Annotated in this window: 13 protein-coding genes; 9 read left to right on the top strand and 4 right to left on the bottom strand. The window is 42.0% G+C overall.

What is annotated here, in order from left to right; translation table 11 throughout:
• The first annotated feature begins 124 nt into the window (after positions 1–124).
• On the top strand, positions 125–1,498 hold the full coding sequence (gene dbpA, locus FVA72_RS06080; protein WP_110592195.1) for an ATP-dependent RNA helicase DbpA: 1,374 nt from the start codon (positions 125–127) through the stop codon (positions 1,496–1,498).
• A 69-nt stretch (positions 1,499–1,567) separates the two neighbouring features.
• Here dbpA and FVA72_RS06075 read toward each other — a convergent pair whose 3' ends face one another.
• Positions 1,568–2,011, bottom strand: a complete 444-nt coding sequence (locus tag FVA72_RS06075) for a PACE efflux transporter (protein ID WP_004262335.1) — start codon at positions 2,009–2,011, stop codon at positions 1,568–1,570.
• 101 nt (positions 2,012–2,112) lie between these two features.
• Between FVA72_RS06075 and FVA72_RS06070 the strand changes: the two genes are divergently transcribed.
• From FVA72_RS06070 to cfa, 4 genes are all read left to right on the top strand, one after another.
• Positions 2,113–2,997, top strand: a complete 885-nt coding sequence (locus FVA72_RS06070; protein ID WP_110592196.1) for a LysR family transcriptional regulator — start codon at positions 2,113–2,115, stop codon at positions 2,995–2,997.
• A 161-nt stretch (positions 2,998–3,158) separates the two neighbouring features.
• Positions 3,159–4,406 (top strand): cytosine permease, encoded by a 1,248-nt coding sequence (gene codB / locus FVA72_RS06065; protein ID WP_004262339.1) that lies wholly within the window; start codon positions 3,159–3,161, stop codon positions 4,404–4,406.
• Positions 4,399–5,691, top strand: a complete 1,293-nt coding sequence (locus tag FVA72_RS06060) for a cytosine deaminase (protein WP_110592197.1) — start codon at positions 4,399–4,401, stop codon at positions 5,689–5,691. The genes codB and FVA72_RS06060 overlap by 8 nt, the downstream gene beginning before the upstream one ends.
• Positions 5,692–6,162: 471 nt before the next feature.
• A complete protein-coding gene (cfa, locus tag FVA72_RS06055; RefSeq protein ID WP_110592198.1) occupies positions 6,163–7,326 on the top strand; it encodes a cyclopropane fatty acyl phospholipid synthase in 1,164 nt (387 codons plus the stop codon).
• Positions 7,327–7,377: 51 nt separating this feature from the next.
• Here the strand turns inward: cfa and torS are convergent, their stop codons facing one another.
• A complete protein-coding gene (gene torS, locus FVA72_RS06050; protein WP_110592199.1) occupies positions 7,378–10,131 on the bottom strand; it encodes a TMAO reductase system sensor histidine kinase/response regulator TorS in 2,754 nt (917 codons plus the stop codon).
• 84 nt (positions 10,132–10,215) lie between these two features.
• Here torS and torT point away from each other — a divergent pair, with 84 nt between their 5' ends.
• A complete protein-coding gene (gene torT / locus FVA72_RS06045) occupies positions 10,216–11,247 on the top strand; it encodes a TMAO reductase system periplasmic protein TorT (RefSeq protein ID WP_110592200.1) in 1,032 nt (343 codons plus the stop codon).
• Here torT and torR read toward each other — a convergent pair.
• Positions 11,220–11,921, bottom strand: coding sequence for a two-component system response regulator TorR (gene torR / locus FVA72_RS06040; protein ID WP_004262356.1), 702 nt, complete (start codon positions 11,919–11,921; stop codon positions 11,220–11,222). The two genes, torT and torR, sit on opposite strands and share 28 nt — an antisense overlap.
• Before the next feature lie 136 nt (positions 11,922–12,057).
• On the opposite strand from torR, the gene torC reads away from it, so the two are divergent.
• From torC to torD, 3 genes are read left to right on the top strand one after another with little or no spacing between them, the layout of a single operon-like run.
• Positions 12,058–13,236, top strand: a complete 1,179-nt coding sequence (torC, locus tag FVA72_RS06035) for a pentaheme c-type cytochrome TorC (protein ID WP_110592201.1) — start codon at positions 12,058–12,060, stop codon at positions 13,234–13,236.
• Entirely contained in the window at positions 13,226–15,772 is a 2,547-nt protein-coding gene (torA, locus tag FVA72_RS06030) for a trimethylamine-N-oxide reductase TorA (protein WP_110592202.1), read from the top strand. The genes torC and torA overlap by 11 nt, the downstream gene beginning before the upstream one ends.
• Entirely contained in the window at positions 15,769–16,383 is a 615-nt protein-coding gene (gene torD / locus FVA72_RS06025) for a molecular chaperone TorD (protein WP_004262368.1), read from the top strand. The genes torA and torD overlap by 4 nt, the downstream gene beginning before the upstream one ends.
• A gap of 99 nt (positions 16,384–16,482) precedes the next feature.
• Here torD and FVA72_RS21635 read toward each other — a convergent pair whose 3' ends face one another.
• Positions 16,483–16,689 (bottom strand): hypothetical protein, encoded by a 207-nt coding sequence (locus tag FVA72_RS21635; RefSeq protein WP_227528911.1) that lies wholly within the window; start codon positions 16,687–16,689, stop codon positions 16,483–16,485.
• Positions 16,690–16,744 lie beyond the last annotated feature (55 nt).

The raw sequence follows: 16,744 nt of genomic DNA, 5'->3' as shown, positions 1-16,744 counted from the left end.
TAGCAGTATCCTTAGAAGCAAAAAATAAAGTAACCAATTACAATCCGAATTAAAAACAGACAGAGTAAGGTAGGAATAGTATTATTAGCGCTATTATGCCTTTTATTCTATTTGAGATTGTATTGTGACTTCATTTGCTGACCTAAATGCGCTTTCTGCGGAACAACTCACTAACTTGCAAGAGTTAGGCTACCTAAACATGACGCAGATCCAAGCTGCCGCTCTTCCCCCTATACTTGCCGGAAAAGACGTCCGAGCACAAGCTAAAACGGGCAGCGGCAAAACTGCGGCTTTTGGTCTGGGTTTATTACAACATATTGACGCCAAATTATTTAAAACTCAGTCATTAGTTTTATGTCCAACTCGTGAACTGGCAGATCAAGTCGCCAATGAATTGCGCCGTTTAGCTCGCGCGATCCCTAATATCAAAATTTTGACACTCTGTGGTGGTGTGCCTTTCAGCGTACAACGCGACTCCCTTGCACATGCAGCACATATCATTGTTGCCACACCGGGGCGTTTACTTGATCATTTAAATCGTGAAACAGTACAACTTGATACATTGCAAACTTTAGTTTTAGACGAAGCAGACAGAATGCTCGATATGGGCTTTATGCCAGATATTGAGACCATAATTGATTACGCACCAATTAATAGACAAACATTATTGTTTTCAGCCACTTGGCCAGAAGAAATTGCACGAATTAGCCAGCAAATTCAAAATAACCCACAAACTATTGAAATCAATAGTGTTGATGAGCTCCCAGCAGTTGAACAACAATTTTATGAAGTCGCTCGTCACGAAAAAATTGAATTATTACAAAAGCTCTTAAGCCGTGAACAACCCGCTTCTTGTGTCGTTTTCTGTAATACTAAGAAAGATTGCCAAGCCGTTTATGATGCCTTAACAGCCAGCAAACAAAGTGTCTTAGTGCTTCATGGTGACATGGAACAACGTGAGCGTGACCAAACTCTTGTGCGTTTTGCTAACGGAAGTAGCCGCGTGTTAGTGGCTACGGATGTCGCATCCCGTGGGTTAGATATTAAAGCCCTCGAAATGGTGATTAACTATGAATTATCATGGGACCCTGAAGTGCATGTTCACCGCATCGGCCGAACTGCACGTGCCGGTGAAAGTGGTTTAGCAATTAGTTTATGTGCGCCAGAAGAAGCCCAACGAGCCAATGCTCTAGAAGAAATGTTAAACATGAAGCTTAATTGGCAAACCGAACCGACAGGTTTACGAGTCACTCCGTTAGAAGCGACAATGATGACCTTATGCCTTGATGGCGGTAAAAAAGCCAAAATACGTCCTGGAGATATTTTAGGTGCTTTAACCGGAGAAGTTGGCCTCAATGGTGCCGATATTGGCAAGATTGTGATCCACCCTACCCATGCCTACGTCGCACTCAAACGTGAGGTTGCCGTACAAGCTTGGAAGCATTTACAGCAAGGAAAAATTAAAGGGAAATCCGTTAAGGCTAGGTTATTAAAATAATATGTGTGATTCGAGTTTCCTTCTGCACAATGTTAGTACGGAAGGAAACTCGATAATTTTCTTACTTTTCTATGATGTGGCGTTATTCTCTTGCGGTAAGGCAGATTTAGGTAATCCAAAAATCTTATCAAATGCCCAATTAAAAAAGAAAGTATAAATTGGGATAAAAATAATTAAGGCGAAGTCGAGTATTAACGCCTGTAAAAGACTAATTGATAACCACCATGCAATTAAAGGAATTAAAAAAATCACCAACGTTAATTGAAATAATATGGCGTGTACAAACCGGCGCCTAAAGGTTCTAATGCGTGATTTTTGTTTTGATTCCCAATATTCAAATGCGGTATTGAAAATAAAGTTCCAGCTCACTGCAATAGTCGTTATGACTAAAGCTAATGGGCCTGTTGTTTCCGCTGAATTACCAGAAAGAAAAGCCAATGCCAACGCTGAAATTAACCAACCAATAACCTCATAAGCTGTGACAAAAACAATTTTACGTTTAATCCCCTGCATTTTCCCACCTCCAAAAATATCATTATCAACAAGGTGGTAAAATAAATATAATTCAATGATAATAAAAGTCAGCTTCTATCAGTTTTATTGAAAGGTGAATAATGCCATTTAATAGTGACAACCTAACGATTTTTCTCACCGTGTTAGATAAAGGCTCATTTTCTGCGGCGGCTAGAGCATTGAAACGCGTGCCATCCGCGGTCAGTATGGCCGTGGCGAATCTAGAAGCTGAACTTGGATTTGAACTATTTGATAGACACACTAGAGAGCCTAAACCCACTGAAAAAGCGCTTTCATTAGCGCCCTATGCACGGCATATTGTGGCTAATTTATCACAACTCAATACTTTTTCTTTAGAGTTGACCCAAGGTGTCGAAAGTAAATTGACCATTGGTATTGCAGCAGGTATCAATGCCAATTTACTCTTTGATGCTCTACATATTTTAAGCCAGCGTTATCCTTTACTGCATATTGAACTGATTACCGCACCTCAAGATGATCTTCTACCGTTATTACATGAACAACAAATTCACCTTGCGATTGTCTTTGGCGGTTTAAATGTTAATTCTCAAGAGCAATTTCATTATATTGGCGAAGAATCAATTATTGCCACCATTTCGGCTAAACATCCCTCTTTACAAAATAAAACATCGCTCTATATCGAAGACCTTGTTGAAAGCCGGCAAATTATTATTGCGAGCCGCCAACGTGAATTGAGTGATATACGCATTCTAGTTTCCAGTAATTATTGGAAAACAGATAGTTTTTCTTTGGCTCTCGGTTTAGTCGAGGGTGGTATGGGATGGGGAAATTTCCCTTTGTCACTAATTAAAGATAAATTGAACGATGGCTCACTAAAACCCCTTGAGTTTAAAAATACCCCAAATGGCTTCAAACTGCCTATTCACGCGGTATGTTTGCAAGGTCATGTGCTTAAACGTGGTGCTCAAGAATGCATTGAATTACTGAAAAATAAGGCAATTTAAACCCTAAGTTATCTATTATTTCTACTTTTAATTCCATAAATAAAATTATTCTTGAATACATTAATTATTTTAAATTATTGACGAAAACGTTTGCTTTTTGTTTTGATGGCTATAGAATGCGTCGGATTTTTTTGGCCTGAAAAAAATAACTGGAGACAATCGTGCCTGACGATAAAAATTATAGCCATGGCCCCGTGCCCATATCAGCGCGGAAAGGCGGACTAGCATTAACCTTTGTGATGCTAGGTTTAACGTTCTTTTCCGCCAGTATGTGGACCGGAGGCGCTCTCGGTACCGGTCTTGATTTTCATGATTTCTTCCTCGCAGTTCTTATCGGTAATCTTCTTCTTGGTATCTACACCGCATTTCTTGGTTTTATTGGTTCTAAAACAGGCTTAACCACTCACCTTCTTGCTCGTTATTCTTTTGGTATTAAAGGCTCATGGCTCCCCTCTTTCCTATTAGGCGGCACACAAGTTGGCTGGTTTGGTGTCGGTGTTGCGATGTTTGCCATTCCTGTTGGTAAAGCAACAGGCTGGGATATCAACTGGTTAATTGGTATTTCCGGGGTCTTAATGACCGTTACTGTGTTTTTTGGTATTTCTGCTCTTACAGTTCTGTCAATCGTTGCTGTTCCTGCCATTGCGATACTCGGTAGTTACTCCGTTTACCTTGCTATCACTGATATGGGTGGAATGAGTGCATTGCAGGCTGTCGTACCCGCAAAACCCATCGATTTTAACCTTGCTTTAGCCATGGTTGTAGGCTCTTTTGTGAGTGCAGGAACATTAACGGCCGATTTTGTGCGCTTCGGGCGAAGACCTAAAATTGCAGTACTTGTCGCTATTATTGCCTTTTTCCTTGGTAACTCATTGATGTTTATCTTTGGCGCCGCTGGCGCTGCATCATTAGGTATGGCAGATATCTCTGATGTGATGATTGCTCAAGGTTTACTATTACCCGCAATTATCGTTTTAGGTCTAAATATTTGGACAACTAATGATAACGCCCTATACGCGTCAGGCTTGGGGTTTGCCAATATCACCGGCTTATCCAGCAAAACCTTATCCATTGTCAATGGACTGGTAGGAACGTTATGCGCACTGTGGTTATATAATAATTTTGTCGGCTGGCTAACTTTCTTATCAGCGGCTATTCCTCCTATTGGTGGAATTATCATCGCAGACTACCTCATGTACCGTCACCGCTATGAAACCTTTGACCGCAGTAAAATGCGTGATGTCAACATCAGTGCATTAATCGCTGTTGCCGCTGGGGTTATCGCAGGTAACTGGTTACCCGGTATTGTCCCTGTCAATGCCGTGCTGGGTGGTGCATTATGTTACGCTATCCTTAACCCATTATTAAATCGCCGCCATACTACTGATTCGGAGATGACCCGTGCTTAATCAAACTATCAAACATATCCATAATATCCGTTTACCCGAGCGTGATGGGCTGTGGCGTATTGATATCGACAACCAAAAAATTCAAGCTATCCTTCCACAACCTGAAGGCGAAATATTGCCAAACAGCTTAGACGGTGAAGGTGGTTTGGTGACCGCGCCCTTCGTTGAGCCACACATTCACTTGGATACTACTCAAACCGCTGGGCAACCAAGCTGGAACCAGTCTGGAACACTCTTTGAAGGCATTGAACGTTGGGCGGAGCGCAAAGCGATGCTTACTCACGAGGATGTTAAAAACCGCGCGTGGCAAACCCTTAAATGGCAAATTGCCAATGGTATTCAACATGTTCGCACCCATGTGGATGTGTCAGACCCAACATTAACCGCACTGAAAGCGATGTTAGAAGTAAAACAAGAAATCGCGCCTTGGGTTGATGTGCAAATTGTTGCTTTTCCACAAGAAGGTATTTTGTCTTATCCAAATGGCGAAGCCTTGTTAGAAGAAGCACTACGCCTTGGAGCCGACGTCGTTGGTGCTATTCCACATTTCGAATTTACTCGTGAGTATGGTGTAGAATCACTCCATAAAACGTTCGCTTTAGCACAAAAATATGACCGTTTGATTGATGTCCACTGTGATGAAATCGATGATGAGCAATCCCGTTTTGTGGAAACTGTCGCAGCGCTAGCACATGCACAGGGGATGGGTTCTCGCGTCACGGCAAGCCATACTACTGCGATGCATTCATACAATGGCGCTTATACTTCCCGTTTATTTCGTCTGCTAAAAATGTCTGGGATTAACTTTGTGGCTAACCCGCTAGTGAATATTCACTTACAAGGCCGCTTTGATACTTATCCAAAACGCCGTGGGATTACGCGAGTGAAAGAGATGCTAGCCGCAGATATTAATGTCTGCTTCGGCCACGATGATGTTTTTGACCCTTGGTACCCACTTGGTACAGCTAATATGCTGCAAGTCCTGCATATGGGGTTACATGTTTGCCAATTAATGGGTTACCAGCAAATCAATGATGGGCTGAAACTGATTAGTGAGTACAGCGCACGTACGTTGAACTTGCAAGATTATGGTGTGAGTGAAGGGAAGCGAGCTAGTTTATTGATTTTACCTGCAGAAAATGGCTTCGATGCCGTACGCCGTCAAGTTCCTGTACGTTATTCGGTTCGTGATGGTCAGGTGATTGCCAATACCCAACCTGCGGTAACCCAAATTCATTTAGAACAAACGGAAACAATCCGTTATGGATATACTCCAAAAATCTAACCATTAATTTTTTATTCCAAAATGGCTCTCTACAACAGTAGGTGAGCCAATTGTCTTATAGCTCATCATTAATTTAAATAAAACCAGCCCGAAGAACTAATCTTAATCGGATAAAAAGCAACTAATAACGTAATTCTTACACAAAATTCATTCCTATATACTAGACTTAATCCAATACTTATTGCAGAGCTTGAAAGCTTTGGTGAGCAAATAAACGTCTTATAAGAACTCCTTTTTTGGTTATAAGTGCCATTTCTAAGTATTAAGCGCAATTTCTATTGAAATTCAATGCGAACGTTTTATATTTTTTAGAGAGTTATCTGAAACTGGATTTGAGCTTTATTTATAGCAACAATAACGCTAATACACTGACTGTCATGCAGCGGTGGCCAATATTCCTGTTTTGCTGTACCGCGAATACGTCACAAATAAAGTTCTCTGAATCCCACTTTGAAAAAAATTGGAGATCAGATGAGTACTGAACAAGTCGTTAACCAAAAAAATACTATCGATTCTTGGCAACGCATTGCTGCTGAATTATTAAGTGAAGCTGGTATTAAAATTAATGGCTCCCGCCCTTTCGATATTCAAGTTCACAACCACCAATTCTTTAAACGAGTACTACAACAAGGCTCATTAGGATTAGGTGAAAGCTATATGGATGGTTGGTGGGATTGCGAACGTTTAGACATATTTTTCCAACATGTATTACGCCATAAGCTCGATAAAAAAATACCTCATAATTTCAGTGATACATTGAAAATTGCTGTCGCACGCGTTCGCAATTTACAAACCCTAAAACGTGCTCGCATTGTTGGAGAAGAACATTACGACCTCGGGAATGACTTATTTTCCCTGATGCTCGACCCTTATATGCAATATTCTTGCGGCTACTGGAAAGGTTTAGAAACGGTTCCTGAAAACCTCCCTCTTGCTCAAGAACAAAAATTAAATTTAATCTGCGAAAAACTGCAATTAAAACCAGGTATGCGATTACTGGATATCGGCTGTGGATGGGGAGGGCTAGCTGCCTATGCAGCAAAAAACTATGGAGTTTCTGTCACGGGTGTCACTATTTCCGCTGAGCAACAAAAATATGCTCAAGCTCGCTGTGCAGGCTTAGATGTCGATATTAAATTAGACGATTATCGGAATCTCAACGACCAATTTGACCGTATTGTCTCTGTAGGCATGTTTGAGCATGTCGGGCCTAAAAACTATGCAACTTACTTTGATGTTATTCAACGCAATTTAAAAACTAATGGCTTGTTTTTACTTCACACCATTGGTTCTAATCAAAATAAAGTAAATGTCGACCCATGGACTAACAAGTATATTTTCCCAAACGGCTGCCTACCGTCTGTACAAAATATTGGCGAAACCAGCGAAGGCAAACTGGTAATGGAGGATTGGCATAATTTTGGTGCAGATTATGACCATACACTTATGGCGTGGTATTCCCGTTTTCAAGCGGCTTGGCCAGAGCTCGAACATAATTATACGCCTCGCTTCAAACGCATGTTTTCTTATTATTTAAATGCTTGTGCAGGTGCATTTAGAGCGAGAGATATTCAATTATGGCAAATACTTTGGAGCCCACAAGGTGTGACCGGGGGCCTACGGGTTGCTCGCTAAGCTTTTGTCCTGAATATATATCTTTGTTAACCTTACGGGCTAGTTAAAGAGTCAATGTATTTTATTCAACCATTGATCAATAGCCCGTAAGCCTTGCTGGATATCATCCTTCAATTGGGTATCCGCCATTGGCTGCTGTTCTAATAATACGCAGCTTTGTACTGCATTTTGCATTCCCAAACTGGCACAACTGCTTTTTAACTGGTGAGCAAGGCGCTTTATTTGTTCTGCGTTACTTTCTGCTCGTGCAATGTCAATTTGATCGAGCAAAGGCAAGGAATGTTGTTTAAAAATACTCACCCATTCGCGAATTTTCTGGAATCCCATTAATTCGGCATCACTGGCAAGTTGTTGTAAATTTATAACTTCTCCCTGAACACCAGAATCAGACAATGTATATTCACCACCTGAAATATATTTAACAATTAATTGATTTAACATATCTCTTGGTACCGGTTTTTGAATGATACCGCGAAAAACTTGGCTGGTTCGTTGGCGCAATGTTTCATCAATCACATGAGCACTAAAACCAATCAAAATCAATGTAGGGTAAGTTTTCGCTATTTGTTTAGCCAAGGTGATACCATCGATGTCAGGTAAGCCAAAATCCACCAATGCCGCCGTAAATTGTTGACCAGCTTGTAGAGTCGCCAAAGCCTCAGCAGCAGAGCCAACAACGGTTACCTGAGCCCCACTACGGGTTAACATTTCTCCACTAATTTTTTGAGTCAATGGGTTGTCTTCTATGAGTAATAAATTCACACCTCGCATGTCTAATGGCAGCTCAGCCGATTTACCCACTGGATGAGAGGTGATACATAGCGGCAATGTTAAACGAAAGCAGCTCCCGCTCCCCAACTGGCTACTAACCGTCAATTCACCTCCCATCGCTTGCGCTAGACTTGCACTAATTGTCAGCCCAAGTCCTGTACCACCCCGCTGGCTATCTACTTGCACAAATGGCTTAAAAATATCAGTAAATCGCGAGCTATCAATGCCACACCCTGTGTCTTCCACTTCAATAAACCAATATTTACCATAACGGCAACTACGCAAAGTGATTTGCCCCTTTTGAGTAAAGCGCAATGCATTACTGAGTAAATTCGTGATAATTTGTCGGATCCGTAGCGGGTCCCCTTGTAAAGCAATCGGCAAATCATCCGCAATATCTGCAACTAACTGAATAGCACTATTTTTATTACTGGCATTCATTAAATACAAAGTACTTTCTAATAACGGCTTGGGCTCAAAAGGCTCATCATTGATGGAAACATTTTGTCCCCCTGCTTCAATTGCGGAGTAGTCCAAAATGTCATTCAAAATTGCTAATAAAGATTCACCTGAGTCAGTAATCGCATATAAATCATCATGATATTGGCTAAGTGCTTTATTTTCTAATAACAATTGCGCTGTCCCCAAAATCCCATAAAGAGGAGTGCGAATTTCATGGCTCATTGCCGCTAAAAATGCCGATTTAGCCTGATTGGCTTGTTCTGCTTCAGAACGAGCTTTGCGGTGCTCAACAACCATCACGCGCAATTCTGCCGTCCTCGCTTTGACTTCGTCTGCTAGCTGTTCACGCTGATTATTTAAGGCATGAACACTTTCACGAAATGCATCCATTAAACGGCCAATCGTATCAAGCTCTTTTACCCCTGCAGTTTCAGGAAATGCAGAGTCAATATCGCCCTCTAATAAGCGTTGAAGGGCTTGGGTTTGCTGTGCCAGCGGCTTTGTCACTAAACGATAAACCACTCGCCAAAGGATCAAGATAAGTGAGAGTAATGAGACAATACTCAATGCTAACAACCAATTCTGCCCTCGTTCACTGGCTTGTTTAAGTTGTCCCAATGCAGTTTGGTTACGAAGCTCAATGATGTCAACTAATTGCGCTACTTCACTACTAAAACGTGCAAATTGGTCAATATTATTTTGTGATAAAATCTGTAAACGTGTTGTGATGTCGTTATCTTGCCGGTACAACGCGATTAACTCGGTATAGCGCTTCACGCTATTTAACGCGTTTTCTACTTGGCCTCGCACTGCAGGGTCTTCAATATATTTTTGCCGACGTTGTAAGATTTTAACTGCAGAATTCAACTGTTTTTCTAATTCTGCCATATTGCGGTGGGGCTGGTTTGAACCTAAATTAAGTACCATTTGCTGTACACGCATCGCGCTTAATCGAAGCTCATTCATTTGGCTGGCATATTCAAGGTCAATATCAATTAGTTGATCAAGGGCTTGTTGTGCTTGTTCCCCTTGTTTCCTTTCAATAAGGTCGTAAATACTGACTTGAGTTGCTCCCGCTGAGGTGGCGGCATTGTTTGCCTGACCATGTGCCTTTTGGGCGATATCTCCCGCCGCCGCAATGATATGCTGCCTTAATTGTTGTTGCTCTGCGCGCAGTTTTAACCGCTGCCCAACTAATTCACCCTGTTGGCTTAATGACTGAGCAATTTCTTTTTCTTGTTGTTCAATATTTTGTGTATTAAAGCCTTGTTCTCTTAATATTTTCAGTAAATTAGTGATTTTAAGGCTTTGTGCCGTTAACATTCGTCCTTGTGCTAACCAAATACTTTCGCTATCTGCATTTGTGAGATTTTGTGCAGAAAATAGCTCCCAAGCGCTCGCTTCACTCAGTTGCCTTGCCATATTCATGGTTGGGATCAGAGCCTCGGTGTTGGCCTGTTCAACTTGGCTAACAAAACGTAAGTTGTACCATCCCACAAGGGTGCTAATAAAGGTCAATGCAGCCATCAACGCAAAGCCCATCCATAGTCGTCTAGTTAGTGATAAATTCACGGTTTGGTTAGCCTAAAAATTAAAATGGTTGAGTTAGCAGCAAGAATGCATTTAGGATAAAGGTTTCTGGTTTGTGAGGCTATCATGCGTGTATTGATTTTACTACTGTTCACATTTCACTCGTTGTTGAGCCTAGCAACGGCGCACGATAGCTCACTAATTCAGTGGCGTGACACACTGCATTTTGACCAGCAACCACATGATCCCGTTACCGCCACAAAAACATGGAAGTTGTGTGCGCTTTATCCTAGCCTAAAAGATTCTTATTGGTTATCAATTAATTACGGAATGCAAAAAGCGGCAAAACACTATGGCGTTAACCTAAACGTATTAGAAGCCGGTGGATATAACCAACTAGCAACCCAACAAAAGCAAATTACACAGTGCCAACAATGGGGAGCAGATGCCATCTTACTAGGCAGTAGCACCACAACTTTTCCAAACCTTAGCCAACTGGTAGAAAATACGCCTGTCATTGAAGTCATCAATGCTACACACGATAAAACAATTAAAACCCGCGTTGGTGTACCTTGGTTTCAAATGGGTTATCAACCGGGGCGCTATTTAGTCCAATGGAGTCAAGGTAAGCCATTGAAAGTTTTACTTATGCCTGGCCCATTAAATGCCGGAGGCAGCCATGAAATGGAGCAAGGATTCCGAGAAGCTATTGCAGGTAGCCAAGTACAAATTGTGGATGTGGCGCAAGGGGATAACGACCTTGAGGTTCAACGCAATCTATTACATGAAATGTTAGAGCGTAACCCTGATGTCGATGTCGTCGTTGGCACTGCTATTGCTGCTGAGGCCGCAATGGGTGAAGGCCGAAACTTAACGAACCCATTGAATATTGTCTCTTTTTACCTTTCTCACCAAGTCTACCGCGGGTTAAAAAGAGGCCGAATTATTATGGCTGCCAGCGACCAAATGGTTTGGCAAGGTGAGCTAGTGATTGAACAAGCCATCAAAGTACTACAAAAGCAGCCGGTTCCAAACAATATAAGCCCGCCGATTTTAGTGCTTACCCAACAAAACGCAGATAGTGAACACTTACGCAACTCATTATCTCCAGGAGGCTTTAGGCCCGTATATCAATATACATCGGCGGCTAAAAAATAGCCTTCACCATGCTGAGTCACTAATAAATCCGCTTTGATTTTATGGCGTAAACGGCGAATAAGTACATCTATGGTACGTAAGTCAGGGTTATCAACTCGTCGGGCAGATAACATACGTAAAAGACGTTCTCGGCTTAAAATCTCCCGCGGGTTCGTCACAAAAGCCACTAGCATTTCATATTCAGCCCGTGTGAGTTTGATAGCCTGATGCTCAAATTCGAGCGTATGCATCGAAACATTTAGGCAATAGCCAGCAAACTGATAACAATTATCTTGTGAAACAACTTGAGCTTGCGAAGGCTTAGCAAGGTCAATTCGCCAAAGTAAATTTTTAACGCGAACGACTAATTCCCTGAGTTCCAAGGGCTTAGTAACATAGTCATCGGCTCCCATTTCTAAACCCACAATACGGTCAATTTGGTCACAGCGACCTGTGACTAAAATAATTCCTACCGTGAAACGCTCACGTAGTGCCCTTGTTAACATTAACCCGTTTTCATCTGGTAAATTAATATCCAACAGAATCAAGTCAACGGCTTGCTGGTCCATAATTTCGCGTAGCCCCGCGCCATTCCCCGTTACAGAAACACGATACCCTTCTTGCTCAAAGTAAGCCTGTAAGCGAGCCTGAGTAACGGGTTCATCTTCAACAACCACAATATGATGTGATGTCATTGATATACTCTCTTCTGTTCATATCTGTTCATATTTGCTCATATTTTGCCGTAAGCTGTTCATTCTGACTAGTACCGCTATTCATATTAACTCAATAAGATCGCCTGTATTAAACCATATAATTACAGGGGCTATTATGCGGAAACTCTGGAGAGCGTTGCGAAAACCAAGTGCTCGTTGGTCAATGCTAACGTTAATCGTTGTCGGGATTGCAGTGGGTGTTGCGTTAATCGTTGTTCCCCATGTTGGGATGAAAGTGACTAGCACCACCGAGTTTTGTGTCAGTTGCCATAGCATGGAACCCGTTTACGAAGAATATAAGCAATCTGTACATTTCCAAAATGCATCTGGCGTACGCGCAGAATGCCATGACTGCCATATTCCCTCCGACCTTCCAGGCATGATTAAACGGAAACTCGAAGCAAGCAATGATATTTATCAAACATTTATTGCTCACTCGATAGATACCCCAGAAAAATTTGAAGCCAAACGTGCCGAACTTGCGGAACGCGAGTGGGCTCGCATGAAAGAAAATAATTCTGCTACTTGCCGCTCTTGCCATGATTATGACTCAATGGATCACGCTAAACAAAATCCAGAAGCAGCTCGCCAAATGCAAATCGCTGCGAAAGAAAATCAGTCATGTATTGACTGCCATAAAGGGATTGCCCACCAATTACCCGATATGAGCGGTGGCTTTCGTAAGCAATTTGATGAGTTAAGGGCGAAAGCAAATAGTGATGCTGACATTCTTTATTCACTTGATATTAAACCTTTATATTCCAATAAAGGGGATAAAGACCCCGCTGGCTCGTTACTTCCTGCCTCAGAGGTGAAAGTCCTAAAACGTGATGGCGATTGGCTACAAGTTGAAATCACAGGGTGGACAGAAACCGATGGTCGCCAACGAGTTCTATCTGAATTCCCCGGCAAGCGAATTTTCGTAGCTTCGATACGTGGTGATGTTCAAGAAAATGTGAAAAATTTAGAAAGCACCGTCGTCGCTGCAACAGATACGTCATGGAGCAAACTGCAAGCGACTGCATGGATGCAGCAAGGTGATATGGTCAATGATATCAAACCGATATGGGCTTATGCAGACTCTTTATATAACGGTTCTTGTAATCAATGCCATGGCGCGCCAGATATTGCTCACTTTGATGCTAACGGTTGGATAGGCACATTAAACGGTATGATTGGCTTTACCAGTTTAGATAAGCGAGAAGAGCGTACCTTATTGAAATACTTACAAATGAATGCATCTGATACCGCAGGATCTTCACACGGTGATAACGGAGTACAGAATGAAAAATAATCCAACTTTTCAAGCTTCTCGTCGACACTTTTTGTTCCAGCTTGGCGGGCTCACTGTTGCGGGTATGTTAGGCCCTTCCCTATTAACACCACGTAAGGCTAACGCTGCAACAGCTGGAGAACAAACTGCGGTGGTACAAGAAGGCATTCTAACTGGGTCACACTGGGGCGCAATTCGCGCTACCGTAGTTGATGGCCGTTTTATCGAAGCAAAACCCTTTGAACACGATAAATTTCCATCAAAAATGATTGCAGGATTGCCTGACCATGTGCATGGCACTGCCCGTATCCGTTACCCAATGGTGCGTGTTGACTGGCTACGTAAACGCCATTTAAGTGACACCTCACAACGAGGTGATAACCGCTTCGTACGTGTTTCTTGGGATGAGGCCCTTGATTTGTTCTATCAAGAATTAGAACGTATTCAAACAACTTATGGACCAAGTGGATTACTTACTGCAAATGGCTGGCAATCGACAGGGATGCTCCACAATGCATCAGGTATGTTAGCCCGCGCCATTGCGCTGCACGGTAATAGTGTCAGTACTGGCGGAGACTACTCGACGGGTGCTGCACAAGTGATTTTACCTCGAGTTGTCGGGTCAATGGAGGTTTATGAACAACAAACCTCTTGGCCACTAGTCCTTAAAAATAGTAAAACCATCGTATTATGGGGCTCTGACCTGATTAAAAACCAACAAGCTAACTGGTGGTGTCCTGATCATGACGTTTATGAATATTATGAACAACTGAAAGAGAAAGCTGCTAGTGGCGAGATAAAAGTCATCAGTATCGACCCGATAATCACCTCTACTCATGATTACCTTGGGCGTACTAATGTTCAGCATATTGCGATTAACCCGCAAGCGGATGTCCCACTGCAATTAGCCATCGCCCACACGCTTTACAGTGAAAACTTGCATGATAAAACCTTCTTAAAAGAATATTGTGTTGGTTTCGAGCAATTTGTTCCCTACTTAATGGGAAAAACAGATGGACAACCCAAAGATGCACAATGGGCGGCTGAAATCTGTGGCATTGATGCCGACACAATCCGCGCTTTAGCCCGCCAAATGGCAGCAGATAGAACCCAAATCATCGCAGGTTGGTGTGTTCAACGTATGCAACATGGTGAACAATGGTCTTGGATGATTGTCGTTTTGGCTGCGATGTTAGGTCAGATTGGCTTACCGGGTGGAGGATTTGGTTTCGGTTGGCACTATAATGGAGCAGGAACCCCAAGCCGCCAGGGAATTATTTTAAGTGGTTTTTCCGGCTCAACCAAAGTGCCACCTATTCATGATAACAATGACTACAAAGGCTACAGCAGCACCATTCCTATTGCTCGTTTTATTGATGCTATTTTAGAACCCGGAAAAACAATCAACTGGAACGGTAAAGCAGTTAAATTACCTCCACTAAAAATGTGTGTATTTGCCGGAACCAACCCATTCCACCGCCACCAACAAATTAACCGTATTATTGAAGGTTGGCGCAAACTAGAAACGGTTGTCTCTATTGATAATCAATGGACATCCACCTGTCGTTTTGCCGATATCGTATTACCGGCAACCACACAATTTGAACGTAATGACCTTGACCAATACGGTAACCATTCAAATCGTGGAATTATTGCGATGAAACAACTCGTTGAACCGCAGTTTGAGTCACGTAATGACTTCGATATTTTACGTGACCTATGCCGCCGTTTTGGTCGTGAAGAAGCCTTTACTGAAGGTTTGGACGAAATGGGTTGGATAAAACGCATTTGGCAAGAAGGCAGCCAACAAGGAAAAGGCCGTGGTATTCATTTACCCTCCTTCGATACGTTCTGGGAAAAAGAAGGCTATGTGGAATTTGAACATCCACAAATGTTTGTTCGTCATCAAGCATTTAGGGAAGATCCCGACTTAGAACCTTTAGGGACACCGAGTGGTTTAATTGAAATTTACTCAAAAACTATTGCTGATATGCAATATGATGATTGCCAAGGTCACCCAATGTGGTTCGAAAAAGCAGAACGCTCTCATGGTGGTCCAGGTTCAAAAAAATGGCCACTACATTTGCAATCCGCACATCCCGATTTTCGTTTACACTCACAATTGTGCGAGTCCCCTGTATTACGTCAATATTATTCTGTGAGTGGCAAAGAGCCGGTCTTTATTAGCCCTCAAGATGCGAAAGCTAGAGGCATACAAAATGGTGATATTGTTCGTGTTTTCAACGACCGCGGGCAAGTGTTAGCAGGAGCCGTAGTTTCTGACTTATATACAGAAGGCGTTGCTCGTATCCATGAAGGAGCTTGGTATGACCCGACTAAGGGTGGAGAAATCAATTCCCTGTGCAAATACGGAAACCCAAACGTATTAACGCTTGATATTGGAACCTCTCAATTAGCGCAGGCCACCAGCGCACATACAACCTTAGTGGAGATAGAAAAATACACAGGGCAAGTGGATAACGTCAATGCATTCGATGGGCCAATTGAAATGGTTGCTCAATGTGAATATGTTCCTGCATCACAGGTGAACAAATGACAAAACAAATCACTTTGTCGCCAGAACAAATAGCATGTGTTTATGCATGGCTAGCACAATTGTTCTCACGTGAATTAGATAATGCAACGTTAGCACAGATTCAATCTAGCGAAATGATGGATTGGTTTACGACTATCGAGCAGGAACCTGTTTTAACTTCGCTAATTCAAGAGGTTAAAACAAAAATCAAAGCGCTAATGATGCGAAATGATGCTCAGCTCGAATTAGCCGCAGATTTTTGTAGTTTATTTTTAATGTCAGATAAACAATCAGCCTTACCTTACGCCTCAGTTTATCCAAACAGTGAACATGGTAATGAACAGATTAAGTACCTATTAGCCGAGGCAGGAATGGAAACCAGTGAGGCATTTAACGAGCCTTCTGACCATATTTCAATTTTTTTGGAGCTATTAAGTCACTTACATTTTTCATTAAATGAAGCCCATTTGGACCAAGAAAAAGTGAAACAATTACGCCTAAAAACTTTGTCACTTTTACTGCAATGGCTGCCAGTATTTAGCCAAAATTGCCAACGATATGATGAGTTTGGTTTTTATGCCGCTTTGAGTCAACTGTCGTTAGCATTAGTTCAATGGGATAAGCAAACCTAGTAGATGCCATTTAAATAATTTATATATTATTCAGCTATTATTAAATGAAGGGATATTGATAAATAATATCCCTTTTAAATTTTAGTCATAACACCTGAGTTACTGTAAAGAAATAAGTTTTTCACGGCTCAGCCCAGTGCTTTTCATTATTATCTCAATACTAACTCCTTGTTCCAAAAGATTCCGTGCCGTTGTTATATTTGCCTCTTCTTTGCCTTTTTGAAATCCTTCCTGCAGCCCTTCTTGCCGTCCTTCTTGTCGTCCTTCTTGTCGTCCTTTATCTTGCAATCGTTGCGCAATATTCATGATTGTCTCCTTATGCTTTTCTGTTTGTTCCCCTAAAACTTGAATAACTTGTTCA

This window comes from Providencia sp. PROV061, assembly GCF_011045655.1.
Taxonomy (GTDB): Bacteria; Pseudomonadota; Gammaproteobacteria; order Enterobacterales; family Enterobacteriaceae; genus Providencia; species Providencia hangzhouensis.
Note: the sequence above shows the minus strand (reverse complement) of the source record. Positions and strands in the feature narration are given on the sequence as shown.